The following is an 18,128-nucleotide window of genomic DNA, read 5'->3' as shown; positions in this document are numbered from 1 at the left end:
CGCACGGGCGACGAGGGTCACTTCGCGGTGCCCGCGCCCACCATCCGCAGCACGAGGTCGGCGTAGAGCGCGCCGATCTCGTCCGGCGTCCAGCGGCCTTCGAGGCTGAACCAGCGGGCCACGTCGATGCAGAGCGACAGCACGGCGAGGGTGGTGCCCTTGACGTCCAGCACGTCGAACTCGCCGGAGTCGATGCCGTCCTCGATGATCCCGCGCACCTCGGCGTCGCACTGCCGGCGCAGCGCGAGGATCTCGGCGCGGGCGTCGGGGCCGAGCGAGTCGAGTTCGTACTGCACGACCCGCGCGGTGGTGCGTCCGCCGGCGTGCCAGCCGACGAACGAGCTGACGGCGTCCGCGAGGCGCTCGGTCGCGGTGCCCTCGCGCCGGGCCGCGGTCCGCAGGATGTCGAGGGCCTTCTCGTGGCCGATCCTGCTGATGCGGTGGAGCAGCTCTTCCTTGGTCTTGTAGTGGATGTAGAGCGCGGCCGGACTCATCCCGGCGCGGCCCGCGATGTCGCGGGTCGTCGTCGCGTGGTACCCGCGCTCGGCGAAGGCCTCCACGGCGGCGACCAGCAGCCGCCGGGCCGCGTCGGGCGTGACCTCGCCCCAGGCCTGCGTCTCGCCGCCGGCCGTCTCCTCCGCCGTACTCATCGCTCGTAAGCCCCTCTCGATGGCAAGGGCTCCACCATACCGCCGAAGCTGAGCGAGCGCTTAGGCTGCCCGCTCAGAGCTTTTCGAACGGGTTGTAGACGCCGCGTGCCCCGTCCTGCCGGTCCCGGATCACCTTGGCGAGGGTGAAGGAGGAGGTGACCAGATACAGGACGGCGATCGCGAGGAAGGCCCGCACCCAGGCGTCGGCCTGGAGCTTGAAGATGCCGATGGCGGTCGCCGCGATGGCGACGGAGAAGGACGCGACGGCCTGGCCGTAGAAGGCGGCCGTGTTCTGCGGTTTGCCCGATGCTTCGCTCATGGGGACAAGCGTCGGGCGATCCGGCGGCCGCCACATCCGTCCGCGTACTCAGCCGACGTACTCAGAACGCCGAAATCCCGGTCAGCGCACGGCCGATGAGCAGCTTCTGGATCTGACTGGTGCCCTCGTAGAGGGTCATCACGCGGGCGTCGCGCAGCAGCTTGCCGACCGGGTACTCGTCGATGTAGCCGTAGCCGCCGAACACCTGGACGGCGTTGTTGGCGGCGCGGACCGCGGCCTCCGAGGCGAAGAGCTTGGCCTTGGAGGACTCGACGGCGAAGGGCTGCCCGCGGTCGATCAGATCGGCGACCCGCCAGGTCAGCAGCCGGGCCGCGTCCACGTCGAGGGCGATGTCGCTGATCAGCTCCTGCACCAACTGGTGCTGGGCGATGGGCTTCCCGAACTGCTCCCGCTCGCCCGCGTAACGCAGGGCCGCGTCCAGCGCGGCCTGGGCGATGCCGACGCAGCCGGCCGCGACCGACATCCGCCCCTTGGCCAGTGCCGACATGGCGACCGAGAAACCCTTGCCCTCGGGGGCGAGCATCGCGGAGGCGGGGACGCGGACGTCGTCGAGGACCAGTTCGGCGGTGGCCTGGCCGCGCAGGCCGAGCTTGCCGTGGATGGTACGGCGGGTCAGACCGGGGGTGTCGGTCGGTACGAGGAAGGCGGAGACGCCCTTGTGGCCGGGAGCGTCGGTCGAGCGGGCGAAGAGGAGCACGACGTCGGCCCACGTCCCGTTGGTGATGAACATCTTGGTGCCGCTGATGACGTAGTCGTCGCCTTCGCGCACCGCCCGCGTGGTGAGGTTGCCGGCGTCGGAGCCGGTGCCCGGCTCGGTCAGGCCGAAGCAGCCGACGTACTCGCCGGAAGTGAGCCCCGGCAGCCAGCGCCGCTTCTGCTCCTCGCTCCCCCAGGCCGCGACCGACTTGGCGACAAGGCCGAGCGAGACGGACACGATCCCGCGCACGGACGAGTCGCCGCGTCCCAGCTCCTCGGTGACCAGGCAGTACGCGAGGTGGTCGCCGCCGGAGCCGCCGTACTCCTCGTCGACCGTCAGGCCCAGGAAGCCGACCTCGCCGAGCTTCTTCACGATTCCCCGGTCGACCTCCTCGGCGCGGTCCCAGTCGACGACGTGCGGGGCGATCTCGCGGGCCACGAAGTCCTTCGCGAGCTGCCTTACGGCCTCCTGCTCCTCGCTGAGCCCCAGGTTCACCACGAGATCACCCCAAAGAAACGGATCGTGAGGACATCCACTTAAATTAGCACTGCTAGTTTCCGAGCGCAGCCCTACTATGTGCGCCATGGCCCGACCGCGCAAGCCCCTGCTCAGCACCGACCGGATCGTCGAGACGGCACGTGCGCTGGTCGACGCGGAGGGCCTCTCGGCCGTCTCCACGCGTCGGCTCGCGGCCGAGTTGGGGGTGAGCGGGCCCTCGCTCTACAACCACTTCCGCACCAAGGACGAGATCCTTGAGGCGGTCGCCGACTCGGTGAGCGCACAGGTGGATCTGTCGATGTTCGAGGACGGGCGGGACTGGCGGACCGCGCTGCACGACTGGGCGGTCTCCTATCGCGGCGCGCTGCGCGACCATCCGAACATCGTGCCCGTCCTCGCGACGGGGCCCGGCCGGCGGCCGGCGGGGCTGCGGCTCGCCGACGCGGTGTACGGGGGGATGGTGGCGGCGGGGTGGCCTGCGGCGCAGGCGACGTCGATCGGGGCGTTGATGCGGTACTTCATCATGGGGTCGGCGTTGGGGTCGTTCGCGGGGGGATTCGTGGATGACGCGAGCGCGTACGACCCTGCCAGCTATCCCCATCTCGGGCAGGCTCATTTGCTCGCGGAGCAGCAGGAGAAGATTGATCAGCGGGCGTTCGAGACGGGGCTCACTGCGTTGCTCGACGGGTTGACGGGGCAGTTCGAAGAGGTTCGGCGGGCCGGGTAGGAGTGGGGTGGTCCTGTGCGGTGCGGACTGACGGTCCGTCGTGGCTTGTCGCGCAGTTCCCCGCGCCCCTGGGGGTATGCCTCGCCTGCCTCATGAGGTGCCCATGTACGCCCTGGGCAAGTACGCCGAGACCACCCGGTTCGGGGCGTCCACCAATCGGGGTGCGTCCGGGGCTGCCCGCATTAGGTCGGCGTCTGTACGGAGGGGGCCTGCCGTTTCGAACTGGGGCCGTGTTGCCGCCGAAGTGGCCCTGCGGCAGGACGCTTTGGGGTTCGGTGACGTCCGGGCAGACTCCAACCACCCCACAGAACGGGCGGATCGGGGTCTCGGCCACGTCCAGGAAAGGTGCATTGTCTTCGCTGCTCAGGTCCCACAGGTGCAGGTGTGCGTCGGGGAAGTCCTCGGTGAGGTCGAAGGCCACGGTGTCGCCGTCCTCACCTGTCGGAACCGTCGACACCTGGGCCGGACTCTGCCCTCCCCGGTGCCGAGCCTTGCGTCCGATTTCCGCCAGCGGTGTGTATGCGTCACTGCCTAACCTCGGGGCATGAAGAAAACCCCTCGTCCTGCCGGAGCGAGCGCTGCCGCCGCCGCTGTCGTCACCGTTGTGCTGTGGGCCTCCGCGTTCGTGTCGATCCGGAGTGCGGGGGACGCCTACTCGCCGGGGGCGTTGGCGTTGGGGCGGTTGGTGAGCGGGGTGGTGGCGCTGGGGATCCTCTGGGGTGTGCGGCGGGAGGGGTTGCCGCCGCGGTCCGCGTGGCGGGGGATCGCGATATCGGGCGTGCTGTGGTTCGGGTTCTACATGGTCGTCCTGAACTGGGGCGAGCAGCAGGTCGACGCCGGTACCGCCGCCCTCGTCGTGAACATCGGGCCCATCCTCATCGCCCTGCTCGGCTCACGGCTCCTGGGGGACGCGATGCCGCCGCGGCTGCTGGCGGGGATGGCGGTGTCGTTCGCCGGTGCGGTGACCGTGGGGCTGTCGATGTCGGGGCAGGGCGGTTCGTCGGTGCTCGGGGTGGTGCTGTGTCTGCTCGCGGCGGTCGCGTACGCCGGTGGGGTCGTCGCCCAGAAGCCTGCTCTCGCCCAGGCGAGCGCGCTCCAGGTGACGACGTTCGGGTGTCTCATCGGGGCCGTGGTCTGTCTGCCGTTCGCCGGACAGCTCGTCCAGCAGGCGGCCGACGCGCCCGTCTCCGCCACGCTCAACATGGTGTATCTGGGCGTCTTTCCGACCGCCCTCGCCTTCACGACGTGGGCGTACGCCCTGGCCCGGACGACCGCCAGCAAGATGGGCGCGACCACGTACGCGGTGCCCGCGCTGGTCGTCCTGATGTCGTGGCTGGCGCTCGGCGAGGTGCCGGGGCTGCTCACGCTGGCGGGCGGGGCGCTGTGTCTGGCGGGTGTGGCGGTGTCCCGGTCCCGGGCGCGAGCGGCGGTCGTGACCGAGCCGGGGGCGCCAGAGCCAGGGGCGACCGCGGTGGCCTCGGCCGAGCCGGAGGCGACTGCGGTGGTCTCGGCCGAGCCGCCCTCCGAGGACGCGTCCGTCAAGAAGTGACCGCCCTCCTCAGAACGTGACCAGCGCCCGGCCGCCCTTCCCCGCCAGCATGTTCTCGAAGGCCGCCGGGATGCCGTCCAGGGCGATCCGTTCCGTGACCAGCGCGCCCAGGTCCAGGCGGCCCGCGCGGACGTGGTCGGCCAGGACCGGCAGGTCCTTCGCTGGGTCGGAGTTGCCGTAGACGCAGCCGGCCAACGTCCGTCCCCAGTGGAAGAGTTCGAGGGCGTTGAAGGTGACCTGCTGGTCCTTGCCGCCGATGCCGACCACCGTGGTGCGGCCGCCGCGGCGGGTGGAGTCCCAGGCCGCGCGGATGGTCGTGGCGCGGCCCACGCACTCGATCGCCACGTCGACCCCCTGCTTGCCGGTGAGACCGCGGATCTCGCGGGCCGTGGTGTCGGAGGCGAGGACGTAGTCCGTGGCGCCCGCGGCCCGCGCCAACTCCTCCTTCTCCGGGGAGACATCGACCGCCACGATCCGCGAGGCACCCGCGATCCGGGCGCCCTGGAGCGCGGCCAGGCCCACTCCCCCGACGCCGTACACCGCCACCGTCTCGCCCTGCCGGACCCGTGCCGAGTGGTGGACGGCTCCGTAGCCGGTGAGGACGGCACAGCCGAGCAGGGCCGCGTCGGTCAGCGGGATGCCCTCCGGGAGGGGCAGGACACAGGCGGCCGATACGACCGTCTCCTCGGCGAACGCGGCCACGTTCAGGCCGGGGTGGAGGTCGGAGCCGTCGTCCGCGCGGTGGGCGTACACGTCGGCGGCACCCTTGAGGGCGTTGGCGCACAGCCACACCTCGCCGAGCGAGCAGGCGTGGCAACCGCCGCAGGACGGGGCCCAGTTGAGGACGACCTCGGCGCCGGGCGAGATATGCGTGACGCCCTCGCCGACGGCCACGACCGTGCCGGCGCCCTCGTGGCCGAGCACGGCGGGGACCGGCACGCGCATGGTGCCGTCGGACAGGGACAGGTCGGAGTGGCAGACGCCCGCGGCGGCGAGGCGGACGCGGACCTGGCCGGGGCCGGGGTCGGGCAGGTCGATGTCCGTGATCTCCAACGGAGCACCCACGGCGGGCAGGACGGCGGCGCGAACCACGTGGACGCTCCTCAGAACTGGAAGGACTTGGTCTGGAGGTACTCGGACAGGCCGTGCGTGCCGAGTTCACGGCCGACGCCCGACTGCTTGTAACCGCCGAAGGGGGCAAGGGGGTTGAAGCGGCCGCCGTTGATGTCGACCTGGCCGGTCTCCATGCGGCGCGCGAAGGCGACGGCCTCGGCCTCGTCGCCGGCCCACACGGCGCCCGCGAGGCCGTAGACCGTGCCGTTGGCGATGCGCAGGGCGTCCTCCTCGTCCTCGTAGCGCAGGACGGACAGGACCGGGCCGAAGATCTCCTCCTGGGCGATGGTCATGTCCGGGGTGACGTCGGCGAAGACGGTCGGGCTGACGAAGTAGCCCTGTTCGCGCGGTGATTCGGGGCCGCCGGCGACGAGGCGGGCGCCTTCCGCGATCCCCGTCTCGATGTAACTCCGCACCCGGGCCTGCTGCTTGGCGTTCACGACCGGGCCGATGCGCTCGCCGTACTTGGCGGCGGCCGCGGCGGCCAGGCCCACCGCCTCCTCGTACTGGTCCCGGTGCACGAGCATTCGCGTCCAAGCGCTGCACGTCTGGCCCGAGTTGGACATCACGTTGGCGACGCCGACGTTGACCGCCTTGGCGAGGTCGGCGCTCGGCAGGATGACGTTGGCGGACTTGCCGCCCAGTTCCAGGGCGACCTTCTTGATGGCGGCGCCCGCGATCGCGCCGATCTGCCGGCCGACCGCGGTGGAACCGGTGAAGGAGACCAGGTCGACGCCCGGGTGTTCGGCGAGGGCCTGTCCGGCGACCGGGCCGAGGCCGGTGACCAGGTTGAAGACGCCCGCCGGGAGACCGGCCTCGTGGACCGCCTCGGCGAAGAGCTGGGCGGTCAGCGGGGTGTCCTCGGCGGGCTTCAGGACGACCGTGCAGCCGGCCGCGAGCGCGGGGGCGACCTTGGCGACGATCTGGTGCAGGGGGTAGTTCCAGGGCGTGATCGCGCCCACCACACCGATCGGCTCCAGGTGCACGGTGGAGTTGCCCGCCTTCTCCTCGAAGGCGTAGGTCGCGGCGAGTTCGGCGTACGAACCCGCGACCGCGATCGGCACGGACGCGTGGACGGCCTGCGAGAACGCGAGGGGTGCGCCCAGTTCGGCGGTGACCGTCTCGGCGATCTCGTCCTTGCGGGAGACGAGCACGTCCCTCAACGCCCCCAGGAGCGAGGCGCGTCGGGCGGGCGGGGTCGCGGCCCAGCCCGGGAGGGCGGTACGGGCGGCCCGTACGGCCGTGTCGACGTCGTACGCCGTGCCTGCGGGGACCCGGCCGACGACCTCCTCGTCGACCGGGTTCACCACCTCGATCGTGTCCGGGCCGGCGGCGGGGCGCCAGGCACCGTCGATGTACATGCCGTCGTGTGCCTTCATGGTGCGTCCTCCCGGGCGGGCCACTTCGTCGTCGTCCGGCTCATAAACTAGCGACGTTAGTTTTGAGGCGCCAGACGCCGGGCCCTCGGAAGGTCCCCGCACTCTCCCCGGGAGGGGTCATTCGTCCAGGTCGGGCAGGCGTGCCGGGGCCGGGCAGATGCGTTCGCCGTGCTGGTCGAAGACGAACAGGTGGGCGATGTCGACGAGGAGCGGGACCTGCATGCCGTACCGCAGCTCGATGTCGGGGGTGGTGCGGACGACCATGTCGCCGGGGAGGCGGCCGTCGGCGGGCGCGGTGTCCTGGTCCGCGGGGTCGTCGTCCAGGACCACGACCCGTCCGGCGCGCAGACCTCCCGCCCGGTCCCGCAGCCGCCCCAGCACCGACTGGCCCTCGCGGCGACGGCGTCTGGAGGGGCGGGGGGCCGGGCGCGGGGCCTCCAGGTCGGGTACGAAGGCGGGCCGGGAGCCGGTGTTGAAGTGGACGAGGACCTCGTGCCCCTGGAACTCCACGTGCTCCACGAGACCGGTGAGCACCACCTCGCCGGGCCGCGCGGCCTCCCGCTTGGCGATCCGCACGGCCTCCGAACGCAGCCCGACGATCACCTCGCGCCCCTGCTGCACGCGCAGCAACTGGTGGTCCAGGGACAGGGGTTCGGGCAGCCGCAGGAACTGCTTGCCGAGGCTGATGGTCATCGCGCCGTCGAGCGGGGCGCGCACGATCCCGCGCAGCAGGTTGATGCGCGGGGTGCCGATGAAGGCGGCGACGAAGACGTTGCGGGGCAGGGCGTAGACCGAGCGCGGGGTGCCCACCTGCTGGAGCACCCCGCCACGCAGCACGGCGACCCGGTCGCCGAGCGACATGGCCTCGGCCTGGTCGTGGGTGACGTAGACCGTGGTCACCCCCAACTCCCGGGTCAGGCGGGAGATTTCGGCGCGTAAGTGGTTGCGGAGCTTGGCGTCGAGGTTGGAGAGCGGTTCGTCCATCAGGAAGACCGAGGGGTGGCGGGCGATGGCCCGGCCCATGGCGACGCGCTGGCGTTCACCGCCGGAGAGCTGGCTGGGGTAGCGGTCGAGGAGGTCCTCGATGCCGAGCATGCGGGCGGTGGCGTCCACGCGGGCGCTGGGATCGTCGCCGGGATTCTCGATGCGGAGCGGGAAGCCGATGTTGCCGCGGCTCGTCATGTTCGGGTAGAGCGCGAAGTTCTGGAAGACCATCGCCATGTTCCGCTCGTACGGGAACAGGTGGTTGGAGTGTGTGCCGTCCAGCAGCAGCCGTCCCTCGGTGATCTCCTCGAGACCGGCGATCATCCTGAGCACGGTGGACTTTCCGCAGCCGGAGGGCCCGAGCAGGACGAGGAACTCACCCGGCGCGATGTCCAACGACAGCCGGTCCACCACCCGGACACCTCGGGTGTAGGACTTGCTCACGTCGAGCAGGGAGATGGCGCGTGTCATTTCCGGTGCCCCCGGGGGCTGCGTCAGGCGTTGGTGCTCCGCGGTGCGACACCCCGCGCGGGTCGCGCGGGGCCTGTGAGTCACGGAAGCTAACGGAATGTGCGCGGTCGGGGGAAGACTTCGGGCGGTTCAGTTCAGCCTGTGAGAAAGCGGACGATCCGATTCAGGGCGCGGTGTGCGGCCCGCGGGTCCCGGTGAGATGGGCGAAGACGACGGTGTTGCCCGCGTAACCGGTCCGCCGGTCGTAGGAGCCGCCGCAGGTGATCAGGCGGAGTTCGGGGCGGTCGCGGGTGCCGTAGACCTCCCTGTTGGGAAAGTGCGCCTTCTCGTACGTCAGGACGGCGTCGACGGTGTAGACGGCGGTACGGCCGTCCGCGCGCCGGAGTTCGACGCGGTGGCCGGCGTCGAGTTCGCCCAGACCGGCGAAGACGGCGGGGCCGGCATGCGTGTCCAGGTGACCGACGACGACCGCGGTGCCCCGCTCGCCGGGCGAGGGGCCGCCCCGGTACCAGCCCACCTGGTCGGCGTCGCCCTCGGGCGGCGCGGTGAGCCGGCGGTCGCGGTCGAGCCCGAGGCCGATGACGGGGGCGTCGACGTCGATGAAGGGGATGGTGACGCGGATCGGGCGGGAGCGGGGCAGGGGGTCGGGGCGGGAGCGGGAGTGCGAGGGGGAGTGGGGCGAGTGCGGGTGGACATCGGTGGCGCGGGGGCCGGTGGCCTTGGAGGAGGGGGCGCGGGAGCCGGGGGCCCCGGAGGAGGCGGCGCTGGGGCCGGGAGCCCCGGAGGAGGGGGAGCTGGGGCCGAGGGCACCGGAGGAGGGGGCCGGCGCACCCGTCGTCGCCGGACCGGCGGGTTCCTCGTCCTGGGCCCACCAGATGCCGCCCACCACCAGCGCGACGGCCACGACGACCGTCCGCGTCAGGCGGTAGGCGCGCGTCGGGCGCCGGGGCCCGACGGGCGGTTCCCGTCGTCCGCCACCGCGGCGGACCGCGACGGACGGAACCGCGCCGCCGGGCCTCGGGGGCCTGCGCAGCTGACTACGCGGCGCCATGCGGGCGGCGACGAAGCCGCAGCCAGACCGCCCCGACGACCGCGGCCACGCCCACGGCGGCGGCACCGGCGACCGGGCCCATAGCCGCGTCACGGGCGAGCCCGCCACCGCCGGCCGGAGGGCCACCGTGCGGGCCGCCGGGACCACCCGGCGGGGTGGTCGGCGGGGTGTCGTCGCAGTCGACCTTGAACACCTTGTGCTTGCCGGCGCCGTTGCCGCCGATGATGGTCCACGTCAGCTTGTACTGCCCGTTGGGCAGCGACTGGTCCGCGGTGTGGCCCGAGCCCTGCGGGAGGACGAGGGCGCCGCTGCTCGTCGCGCCGCCCTGGACGAGGGGCTGGGTCTCGATGGACCAGGTGATGCTCTGGTTGCGGTCGAAGCCCGTCGCGTCGATGTAGAACCCGCAGACCTTGGGCTCGTCCCTCGGGTTGCCGACCGTCGTGCGCGGATCCGACGAGTGGATCTTGACCGTGCCGTTGTCACCGGGCGCCAGCGGCACGGCGGCGACGGCCGGAACCGTCAGAGCGCCGACGGCCACGGTGAGCGCCGCTAGGGCGGCGGTCCGCGCTCCGGGGCGGCACGGCAGGGACGTGGTGGGTATGCGAGTCCTCTGAGTCAGACGATTTTCATACACATCGCGTTTCGTCTGACTCTCTTTCACATACGCCGGGCGAATCGCGGGAGCAGCGCCCGACGCCCCGTCGGTTCTCCCCCGTCCGGCCTACCTCGGGAGCCGGGCGACCGCATCGCGACCCCCGCCGACAGCAGCAGCAACCCGCCCAGCATCACGAACGGCGCCGCCACGCCCGCGACCCCGGCGACCAGGCCCGCCGCCGCGGGGGCCGCCACCTGGCCGAGGCGGTTGCCGGTCAGGCGCAGGGCGAGGGCGGTGGAGCGGGCGGCGTCGGGGGCGGCCTGGACGACCGTCGTCATGGAGAGGGGCTGCCCCACGCCCAGACAGAAGCCGAGCGCGGCGAGCATCAGACCGATGGCCCACACCGGTACGGGCAGGGCGATGCCCGCGCACAGCAGGCCCGCCAGGAGGCAGGTCGCCGTCAACAGCGCGGCCCTGCCCAGGAGTCGGAGCAACGGGGTGAGCACGAGACGGCAGGCGATCGTGGCCGCCGCGCGGATGCTGAGCAGCACGCCGATTACGGAGGGCGCGATGCCCCGGTGCTCGCCGACCACCGGCAGGTAGGCGGTGAGGATGTCCGTCGCGGACAGCACGGAGAGGCTGACGAAGATGCCCGCGGGCACACCCCGGGCGCCCAGGATGCTCCGCATGGGCACGCGATCGCCTTGCCGGGTACGGGACTTGACGACCGTACGGTCCTCGATGCGCCACAGCGACGTGAACGACACGGCGGCGCCCGCGCCCGCGACGAGCAGGGCGAGCGCGCTGCTGCCGGCCATGTCGGAGCCGCCGATCAGCGCCCCCGCGGCGACGGGGCCGATGAGCTGGCCGAGTGAGGCGCCGATGGTGAAGTGGCCGAAGTTGCGGTCCTGTTCGTGCGGGGCGGACTGACGGGCGACCAGCGACTGGGCGCCGATCACGAAGCAGAGGTGGCCCAGGCCCATCACGCCGCTCCAGATCGCCATCGCCCAGAGGGAGTCGGCGAGTCCGCTCAGCGCGCAGCCGCCGGCGATCAGGACCACGCCGACGGGCAGCAGGGGCGCACAGCGGCCGTGGTCGGTGCGGCGGCCGAGCGGTACGGCGGCGAAGAGCGGGAGCAGCGCGTAGACGCCCGCGATGACGCCGACCGCCCGCTCGTCCGCGCCGAGCGCGAGGGCCCGGTACGACACGGCCGGCCGGGCCATCGACACCGCCCCCTGCGCGAAGCTGAAGGCGACGACGAGGCGGAGCAGCCAGCCGCGGTTCGTGCCGGGCCCCATGGTCAAGTCCTCCGTCACGTGGGTCAGATGATGCCGAACAGGATTCCTGAAACGAGCACCACCAGCGAGGTCAGGGCCGCCCACTTCACCACGAACCTGGTGTGGTCGCCGAACTCGACCTTCGCCATGCCGACCAGGACGTACACGGCCGGCACCAACGGGCTGGACATGTGCAGCGGTTGGCCGACGAGCGAGGCGCGGGCGATCTCCAGGGTCGAGACGCCGTGCGCGTTGCCGGCCTCGGCGAGCACCGGGACGATGCCGAAGTAGAAGCCGTCGTTCGACATGAAGTACGTGAGCGGGATGCTCAGTACGCCGGTGACGAAGGCCATGTGCGGGCCCATGCCGTCGGGGATGTTGTCGACCAGCCAGGTGGCCATGTGGTCGACCATGCCGGTGCCCTGGAGGACGCCGGTGAAGACGGCGGCGGCGAAGACCATGCCGGAGACGTTGAGGACGTTCTCCGCGTGGGCGCCGAGGCGGGCCTTCTGGTCGGGCATGTGCGGGAAGTTGACGGTCAGGGCGAGGGCGGCGCCGAGCAGGAACAGGACCGGGATCGGCAGCCACTCCATGATCATGGCGGTGAGCAGCGTGACCGTGAGCAGCGCGTTGAACCAGTACAGCTTGGGGCGCAGGGTCGGGCGGTTCGGGTCGAGGCCCTTGAAACCGTCGTCCTCGTCGTCCTCGTCGGACAGTTCGCCGTCCGTACCGGAGCCGGCACCGCCCGTGCGCTTGGTGAACTTGCCGGAGCCGGAGCCGGCTCCCGCACCCGAGCCGGCGCCCACCAGGACCGTCTCGGTCTCCTTCTCCTCTACCTCCTCCACGACCTTCGCCGTGGCCTTCTCGTCGACCAGCACCTCGTCGAGCGTCAGCACCCCGAGCCGCTTCCGCTCGCGCCGCCCGAGGACGTACGAGAGGGCGATGACGAAGACCAGGCCCACGGCGAGCGCCGGGATCATGGGGACGAAGATGTCGCTGGCGTCGACCTTCAGCGCGGTCGCGGCGCGGGCCGTCGGGCCGCCCCAAGGGAGCGTGTTCATCACGCCGTTGGCCATCGCGGCGACGCCGGTCATCACGACCAGGCTCATCTTCAGGCGCTTGTAGAGCGGGTACATCGCCGAGACGGTGATCATGAAGGTGGTCGAGCCGTCGCCGTCGAGAGACACGATCGCGGCGAGCACGGCCGTGCCGACGACGATCCGCATCGGGTCGGCCTTGCAGAACTTCAGGATCCCGCGAACGATCGGGTCGAAGAGGCCGACGTCGATCATCACACCGAAGTAGACGATCGCGAACATGAGCATCGCCGCGGTGGGGGCGAGGCTGGTGACGCCGTCGATGACGTAGTCGCCGAGGTGGGCGCCCTTGCCGACGAAGACGCAGAACAGCGCCGGGATCAGCACGAGCGCCGCGATCGGCGACATCTTCTTCAGCATGATCAGGACCAGGAAGGTCGCGATCATGGTGAAGCCGAGGATGGTCAGCATGAGTGGATACCTAACGTTCGCCCTTGAACTCCCACCGGAGACGGCGGTCCGACGACGTTAGGTCCGTTCAAATGCTGTTAACAAGACGTTGACGCGTGAGCAATAAGCGCAAAACTGCAGGTCACAGCTTTGCTCAGGTCACAGGGTCAGGACGGCGGCGCATTCGACCGGCACTCCGTTGAGGACGGCGTTGCCCGAGAGCGGGTCCAGGAGGCTGCCGTCGAGGAGCTGGTTGACGTTGACTCCGGGGTCCACGGACGCGTGGCTGAGGCGGGTGCCGGCGCGGCTGTGCCCCCAGCCGTGCGGCAGGCTCACCACGCCCCGGCGCACGCCGTCGGTGACCTCGGCGGGCGCGGTCACCTCTCCCCCGGCGCCCTTCACCCGTACCGGCGCCCCGTCGCGCACGCCGAGCCGCTCGGCGTCCTCGGGGTGGATGTGCAGGGTGCAGCGGTTGGTGCCGCCGGTGAGGGCGGGAACGTTGTGCATCCAGCTGTTGTTGGAGCGCAGGTGCCGGCGACCGACCAGGACAAGGCCGTCCGGGCGCTCCCGCAGGGCCCGCCGCAGCCGCGGCAGATCGTCCACGATCGGTGCCGGCAGCAGCTCGACCTTGCCGCTCGCGGTCTTCAGCGGCTGCGGCAGCCGTGACTTCAGCGGTCCGAGGTCGATGCCGTGCGGATGCGCGAGCAGCTTCTCCAGGCCGAGCCCGTCCGGTCGTACGCCGAAGCCGTCGCCATACGGGCCAAGGCGCAGCATCATGTCGATCCGGCGTTCGGGACCGGTGTCGCCGTGCAGGAGGCCGGCCAGTTCGTGCGGGTCGCGGCCGTGGACCGGTGAGTGGGGGTCGCTGACCGCCTTGCCGAGGGTCTGGTCGATCACCATGGCGTCGACGGCCCCGGGGTCGGCGCCGTGCATGCCGGTGGCGGCCAGGATCAGCCGGGCGAGGATCTCGGTCTCGGCCATGCGGCCGGGTTCCAGCGGGACCGCGGGGCGGGTGTAGCGGACCTGGTTGTGGACGGCGAGGGTGTTGAACGCGAAGTCGTGGTGCGGGCTCTGCGACGGCGGGGGCGGCGGCAGCACGACGTGCGCGTGGCGCGAGGTCTCGTTGAGGTACGGGTCGACGCTGACCATGAAGTCCAGGGAGTCGAGGGCCTTGTCGAGCCGGTCGCCGTCCGGCGCGGACAGCACCGGGTTGGCGGCGACGGCGATCAGCGCGCGGATCGGCTCGCCCTCCGGGGTCGCGGTGTCGATCTCCTCGCCGAGCGCGGAGAGCGGCAACTCGCCCTTGGCCTCGGGGTGTTCGCTCACCCGGGAGCGCCAGCGGCCGAGCTGGAAGCCGCGCCCCGGCCCGGCGGGGCGCGGTGTCCGGTCGGTGGCCGCCAGCGGGAAGAGGGCGCCGCCGGGGCGGTCCAGGTTCCCGGTGAGGACGTTGAGGACGTCGACGAGCCAGCTGCCGAGCGTGCCGTACGGAACCGTGCAGCTGCCGATCCGGGCGTACACGGCGGCAGTTGGGGCCGCCGCGAGTTCGCGGGCCAGGGTGCGGATCAGGGGGGCCTCGACGTCACAGGCCTCGGCGACCGCCTCGGGCGTGAAGTCCCGTACGGCGTCCTGGAGTTCCTCGACGCCCTGGACGTGCGGCGCCAACTCCCCGAGCGCCAGCAGGTCTTCCTCGAAAAGGGTGTACGCCATCGCCGCGAGGAGCAGCGCGTCCGTGCCGGGCCTGATCGCGATGTGGCGGTCGGCGAGCTTGGCCGTGCGGGTGCGGCGTGGGTCGATGACGGTGAGGGTGCCGCCGCGCGCCTTGAGGGCCTTGAGCTTGCCGGGGAAGTCGGGGGCGGTGCACAGACTCCCGTTGGACTCGAGGGGGTTGGCGCCGATGAGCAGCAGGTGGTCGGTGCGGTCGAGGTCCGGCACGGGGATCGCGTTGGCGTCACCGAAGAGCAGCCCGCTGGAGACGTGCTTGGGCATCTGGTCGACCGTGGACGCGGTGAAGACGCTGCGGGTGCCGAGTCCGGCGAGCAGGACGGTCGGGTAGAGACCGCCGGCCACGGTGTGCACGTTGGGGTTGCCGAGCACGACGCCGACGGAGTTCGGCCCGTACCGCTCGACGACCGGGCGCAGGCCCGCGGCGACCGCGTCGAAGGCCTCCGACCAGGTGGCCTCGCGCAGCACGCCGTCGCGCCGCACGAGCGGGGTGCGCAGCCGGTCGGGGTCGGCGTCGACGGCGCCGAAGGAGGCGCCCTTGGGGCAGATGAACCCCTTGCTGAACACGTCGTCGCGATCGCCGCGGGCGCCGGTGACCCGGGTGCCCTCGATGGTGAGGGTCAGCCCGCAGGTGGCCTCGCACAACGGGCAGATTCGCAGGGCGGTGCGGGACACGGGTCCTCCCGGGGGCAGCGGTGCCTGTCCCGGTGAGCATACCGACCGGTATGGACGGAGGGGAGGCCTCTCGGGGGTGAGGTCGCAAACCCGCGAGCCGCCAGGACCGTAGAACCCGATCGGGAGGCGGACACCGGTCGGGACGCGGACCCGGCCGAAAAAGGGCCGCCCCTAGTCGAGCACCCGGGACAGATACGCCCGCAGCAGCTCCCGTGCCTCCTCGATGATCTTCTCGTCGCCGTCCGGGGCCATCCGGAAGGCCAGGTGGACCAGGGTGTCGGCGGTCTCCACGGCGATCAGGAAGGTCCGGCGCAGATCCTCGTCGGGCTCCCGGTCGATGTAGCCGGAGAGCATCTCGGTGAGGCGGTCGGCGACCCGGTGGTTGGGTTCGGCGTGGCGGGTGCCGACCGGGATCTGGTTGCCGAAGTCGACGAGGGAGAAGCCGGGCGCGGTGCGCTTCATGGCCAGGTACTCGTCGAGGACGGCGTCCATCGCCGTGCGCCAGCCGCCGGCGCCGGCCGTCTTCAGCCGCTCGGTGACGCGCTCGGTGAAGCGCTCCAGGTTGCGCTGGGCGAGGGCGTCGGCCATCTGCCTCTTGTTGCCGAAGAAGCGGTAGACCGAGCCGATGGGCACGCCGGCGCGCTGGGCGACGGCGCGGGTGCTCAGGTCGTCGTAGCCGACCTCGTCGAGAAGGTCGGCACAGGCGTCGAGAATCCGGGTCAGGCGTTCGGCGCTGCGCCGCTGTACCGGCGCACGGCGTAGCGATGTCGCTTGGGGCACGGGCTTCATCATGCCGTTCCGACGCCGTTCGGTGAAGCTCGCCCCCCAGCCTGGAGATCAGCGTTCGGTATGTCGAACGCGGCGGGGCTCGCGGTGGAGCCGGGCGTCACCCCCGAATCCGGCTCCGACTCCGACGCGGTGATGTCGGCGGTGCTCTCCACGGCCTTGCCGTCGACCGCCCACACGGTCCCGTCGTCGGCGTACAGCCGGGCGGTGACGTGATGGGTGCCGCGCGGGACGAGCTCGGCCGGGAGGCGGTAGGACGGGCCGCGCAGCCGGGTCACCAGGTGGTGGTCGACGAAGAGGTAGGCGAAGCCCTGTCCGGCCACCGCCTGGGACTTCGTACCGGTCGGCGAGAAGCGGAAGTGCTGGACGGTGAGCCGGACGTCCCAGCTGTCGTCGGTGTCCGGCTGCACCTCGATGCCGACCTCGGGCGCGCCCTTGCCGTCGACCTCGCGCAGGTGCCGCCCCTCCTTGTCGGTGTCGTCGAGGAGCTTGCCCACCGGCGAGGGCGAGTCGCCGTTCTTCTGCTCGTGGGCAGCGCTGCTGTCGCAGCCCGCGGATCCGGTCGACAGCAGGACACAGACCGCGAGCGCGGCAAGAAGACCCCGTGACCACGCCATGCTCGGGAGACTAGAACAACGGTCCGACACTCCGAATCCCCCTGGAGTCTGGTTCTGGTTCCTCCCTGGTGAGGAGGCCGGCCCCGGACGAGACCGCCCGACCGCCCTCTTGCGCCCGCGAAACCGCATTCCTATGGTGATACATAGGAATCAGACCGCAAGGGAGCGCTCATGTCCGGGGACGCCCGCAATACCGCGGAGGGGTTGACCTACCTCTCCGGCTTCGGCAACGAACACAGCTCCGAAGCCGTGCCCGGCGCCCTGCCGGACGGCCGCAACTCACCCCAGCGGGCACCGCTGGGCCTGTACGCGGAACAGCTCAGCGGTACGGCCTTCACCGAGCCGCGCGCCCACAACCGCCGCTCCTGGCTCTACCGCATCCGCCCCTCGGCCGCGCACCCGGCGTTCACGCGCACCGCCAACGGCGCGATCCGTACGGCCCCCTTCACGGAGTCCGTGCCCGACCCGAACCGGCTGCGCTGGAACCCGGTCCCTGCTCCCGCCGAGGGCACCGACTTCCTGGCCGGCCTGTGGACCCTGGGCGGCAACGGCGACGCCACCCAGCGCACCGGCATGGCCGTGCACCTCTACCACGCCAACGCCTCCATGGACCGCGTCCTCAGTGACGCCGACGGCGAGCTGCTGATCGTCCCCGAGCACGGCGGACTGCTGCTGCACACGGAGTTCGGCCTGCTGCACGTGGAGCCCTCGCACGTGGCGCTGATCCCGCGCGGGGTCCGCTTCCGTGTCGAGCTGCTCGACGGGTCCGCCCGCGGTTACGTGTGCGAGAACTACGGCGCCCCCTTCCACCTCCCCGACCTCGGCCCGATCGGCGCCAACGGCCTCGCGAACGCCCGGGACTTCCACGCCCCGGTCGCCGCCTTCGAGGACGTCGAGGGCCCGGTGGAGGTGGTCAACAAGTTCTGCGGCAATCTCTGGACGGCGACCTACGACCACTCGCCCCTCGACGTCGTCGCCTGGCACGGCAACCTCGTGCCGTACGTCTACGACCTGCGCCGCTTCAACGTCATCGGGACGATCTCGTACGACCATCCCGACCCGTCGATCTTCACGGTGCTGACGTCCCCGTCGGACACCCCGGGGCTGGCCGGCGTGGACTTCGTGGTGTTCGCGCCGCGCTGGCTGGTGGGCGAGGACACCTTCCGGCCGCCGTACTTCCACCGGAACGTGATGAGCGAGTACATGGGCCTGATCGAGGGCGCCTACGACGCCAAGACGGCCGGAAAGGGGGGTTTCGTGCCCGGCGGCGGCTCGCTGCACAACATGATGTCGGCGCACGGTCCGGACCGGGAGACCTTCGACCGTGCGAGCGCGGCGGAGCTCAAGCCGCAGAAGGTGGACGACGGCCTCGCGTTCATGTTCGAGACGCGCTGGCCGGTGACACTGACCCCGCAGGCGGCCCGCGCGGAGCACCTCCAGCGGCACTACGACGACGTGTGGCAGGGCATGGAGCGACACTTCCGCCCATTGCACTGATCGCGGACGACCG

The 18,128-nt window shown here is 71.6% G+C and carries 16 protein-coding genes; 3 read left to right on the top strand and 13 right to left on the bottom strand.

All coding sequences use genetic code 11. The features are described 5' to 3' along the window. Positions 1 to 17 precede the first annotated feature (17 nt). The 3 genes from ACIP6U_RS39570 to ACIP6U_RS39560 form a co-directional block, all read right to left on the bottom strand. Positions 18 to 650, bottom strand: a complete 633-nt coding sequence (locus ACIP6U_RS39570; RefSeq protein WP_401727569.1) for a TetR/AcrR family transcriptional regulator — start codon at positions 648 to 650, stop codon at positions 18 to 20. A 73-nt stretch (positions 651 to 723) separates the two neighbouring features. Next, a complete protein-coding gene (locus ACIP6U_RS39565; RefSeq protein WP_401727568.1) occupies positions 724 to 969 on the bottom strand; it encodes a YiaA/YiaB family inner membrane protein in 246 nt (81 codons plus the stop codon). Between the two features lie 61 nt (positions 970 to 1,030). Further along, positions 1,031 to 2,182 (bottom strand): acyl-CoA dehydrogenase family protein, encoded by a 1,152-nt coding sequence (locus ACIP6U_RS39560; RefSeq protein WP_401727670.1) that lies wholly within the window; start codon positions 2,180 to 2,182, stop codon positions 1,031 to 1,033. A gap of 88 nt (positions 2,183 to 2,270) precedes the next feature. Here ACIP6U_RS39560 and ACIP6U_RS39555 point away from each other — a divergent pair, with 88 nt between their 5' ends. Together ACIP6U_RS39555 and ACIP6U_RS39550 are read left to right on the top strand one after the other, a co-directional pair. After that, entirely contained in the window at positions 2,271 to 2,912 is a 642-nt protein-coding gene (locus ACIP6U_RS39555) for a TetR/AcrR family transcriptional regulator (RefSeq protein ID WP_401727567.1), read from the top strand. A 544-nt stretch (positions 2,913 to 3,456) separates the two neighbouring features. Next, a complete protein-coding gene (locus tag ACIP6U_RS39550; protein ID WP_401727566.1) occupies positions 3,457 to 4,461 on the top strand; it encodes a DMT family transporter in 1,005 nt (334 codons plus the stop codon). A 9-nt stretch (positions 4,462 to 4,470) separates the two neighbouring features. Here ACIP6U_RS39550 and ACIP6U_RS39545 read toward each other — a convergent pair whose 3' ends face one another. The 10 genes from ACIP6U_RS39545 to ACIP6U_RS39500 all read right to left on the bottom strand — a co-directional run bounded on the left by ACIP6U_RS39545 (position 4,471) and on the right by ACIP6U_RS39500 (position 16,618). Beyond that, positions 4,471 to 5,553: a Zn-dependent alcohol dehydrogenase gene (locus tag ACIP6U_RS39545; RefSeq protein WP_401727565.1), complete on the bottom strand. Its 1,083-nt coding sequence runs from the start codon at positions 5,551 to 5,553 to the stop codon at positions 4,471 to 4,473. A gap of 11 nt (positions 5,554 to 5,564) precedes the next feature. Then, a complete protein-coding gene (locus ACIP6U_RS39540) occupies positions 5,565 to 6,953 on the bottom strand; it encodes an aldehyde dehydrogenase family protein (RefSeq protein WP_401727564.1) in 1,389 nt (462 codons plus the stop codon). A 117-nt stretch (positions 6,954 to 7,070) separates the two neighbouring features. Continuing rightward, positions 7,071 to 8,408, bottom strand: coding sequence for an ABC transporter ATP-binding protein (locus tag ACIP6U_RS39535; RefSeq protein WP_401727563.1), 1,338 nt, complete (start codon positions 8,406 to 8,408; stop codon positions 7,071 to 7,073). A gap of 163 nt (positions 8,409 to 8,571) precedes the next feature. Next, positions 8,572 to 9,312, bottom strand: coding sequence for a class F sortase (locus tag ACIP6U_RS39530; protein ID WP_401727562.1), 741 nt, complete (start codon positions 9,310 to 9,312; stop codon positions 8,572 to 8,574). 133 nt (positions 9,313 to 9,445) lie between these two features. Then, the gene (locus ACIP6U_RS39525; RefSeq protein ID WP_401727561.1) at positions 9,446 to 9,997 is read right to left on the bottom strand and encodes a hypothetical protein; all 552 of its coding nucleotides are present in this window, start codon (positions 9,995 to 9,997) and stop codon (positions 9,446 to 9,448) included. Between the two features lie 119 nt (positions 9,998 to 10,116). Next, complete coding sequence (locus ACIP6U_RS39520) at positions 10,117 to 11,352, bottom strand: MFS transporter (RefSeq protein WP_401727669.1); 1,236 nt, start codon at positions 11,350 to 11,352, stop codon at positions 10,117 to 10,119. 23 nt (positions 11,353 to 11,375) lie between these two features. After that, a complete protein-coding gene (locus ACIP6U_RS39515; protein WP_401727560.1) occupies positions 11,376 to 12,839 on the bottom strand; it encodes a CitMHS family transporter in 1,464 nt (487 codons plus the stop codon). Between the two features lie 138 nt (positions 12,840 to 12,977). After that, positions 12,978 to 15,215, bottom strand: a complete 2,238-nt coding sequence (locus ACIP6U_RS39510; protein ID WP_401727559.1) for a molybdopterin oxidoreductase family protein — start codon at positions 15,213 to 15,215, stop codon at positions 12,978 to 12,980. A gap of 171 nt (positions 15,216 to 15,386) precedes the next feature. Further along, the gene (locus ACIP6U_RS39505; RefSeq protein ID WP_401727668.1) at positions 15,387 to 16,004 is read right to left on the bottom strand and encodes a TetR family transcriptional regulator; all 618 of its coding nucleotides are present in this window, start codon (positions 16,002 to 16,004) and stop codon (positions 15,387 to 15,389) included. Further along, on the bottom strand, positions 16,004 to 16,618 hold the full coding sequence (locus tag ACIP6U_RS39500) for a hypothetical protein (protein ID WP_401727558.1): 615 nt from the start codon (positions 16,616 to 16,618) through the stop codon (positions 16,004 to 16,006). Before ACIP6U_RS39500 ends, ACIP6U_RS39505 begins: the two co-directional genes overlap by 1 nt. Before the next feature lie 171 nt (positions 16,619 to 16,789). On the opposite strand from ACIP6U_RS39500, the gene hmgA reads away from it, so the two are divergent. Continuing rightward, positions 16,790 to 18,115 (top strand): homogentisate 1,2-dioxygenase, encoded by a 1,326-nt coding sequence (hmgA, locus tag ACIP6U_RS39495; RefSeq protein ID WP_401727557.1) that lies wholly within the window; start codon positions 16,790 to 16,792, stop codon positions 18,113 to 18,115. Positions 18,116 to 18,128 lie beyond the last annotated feature (13 nt).

This window comes from Streptomyces sp. NPDC088794 (genome assembly GCF_044750545.1).
Lineage (GTDB): Bacteria > Actinomycetota > Actinomycetes > Streptomycetales > Streptomycetaceae > Streptomyces.
This window is presented reverse-complemented; position numbering and strand designations above follow the sequence as displayed.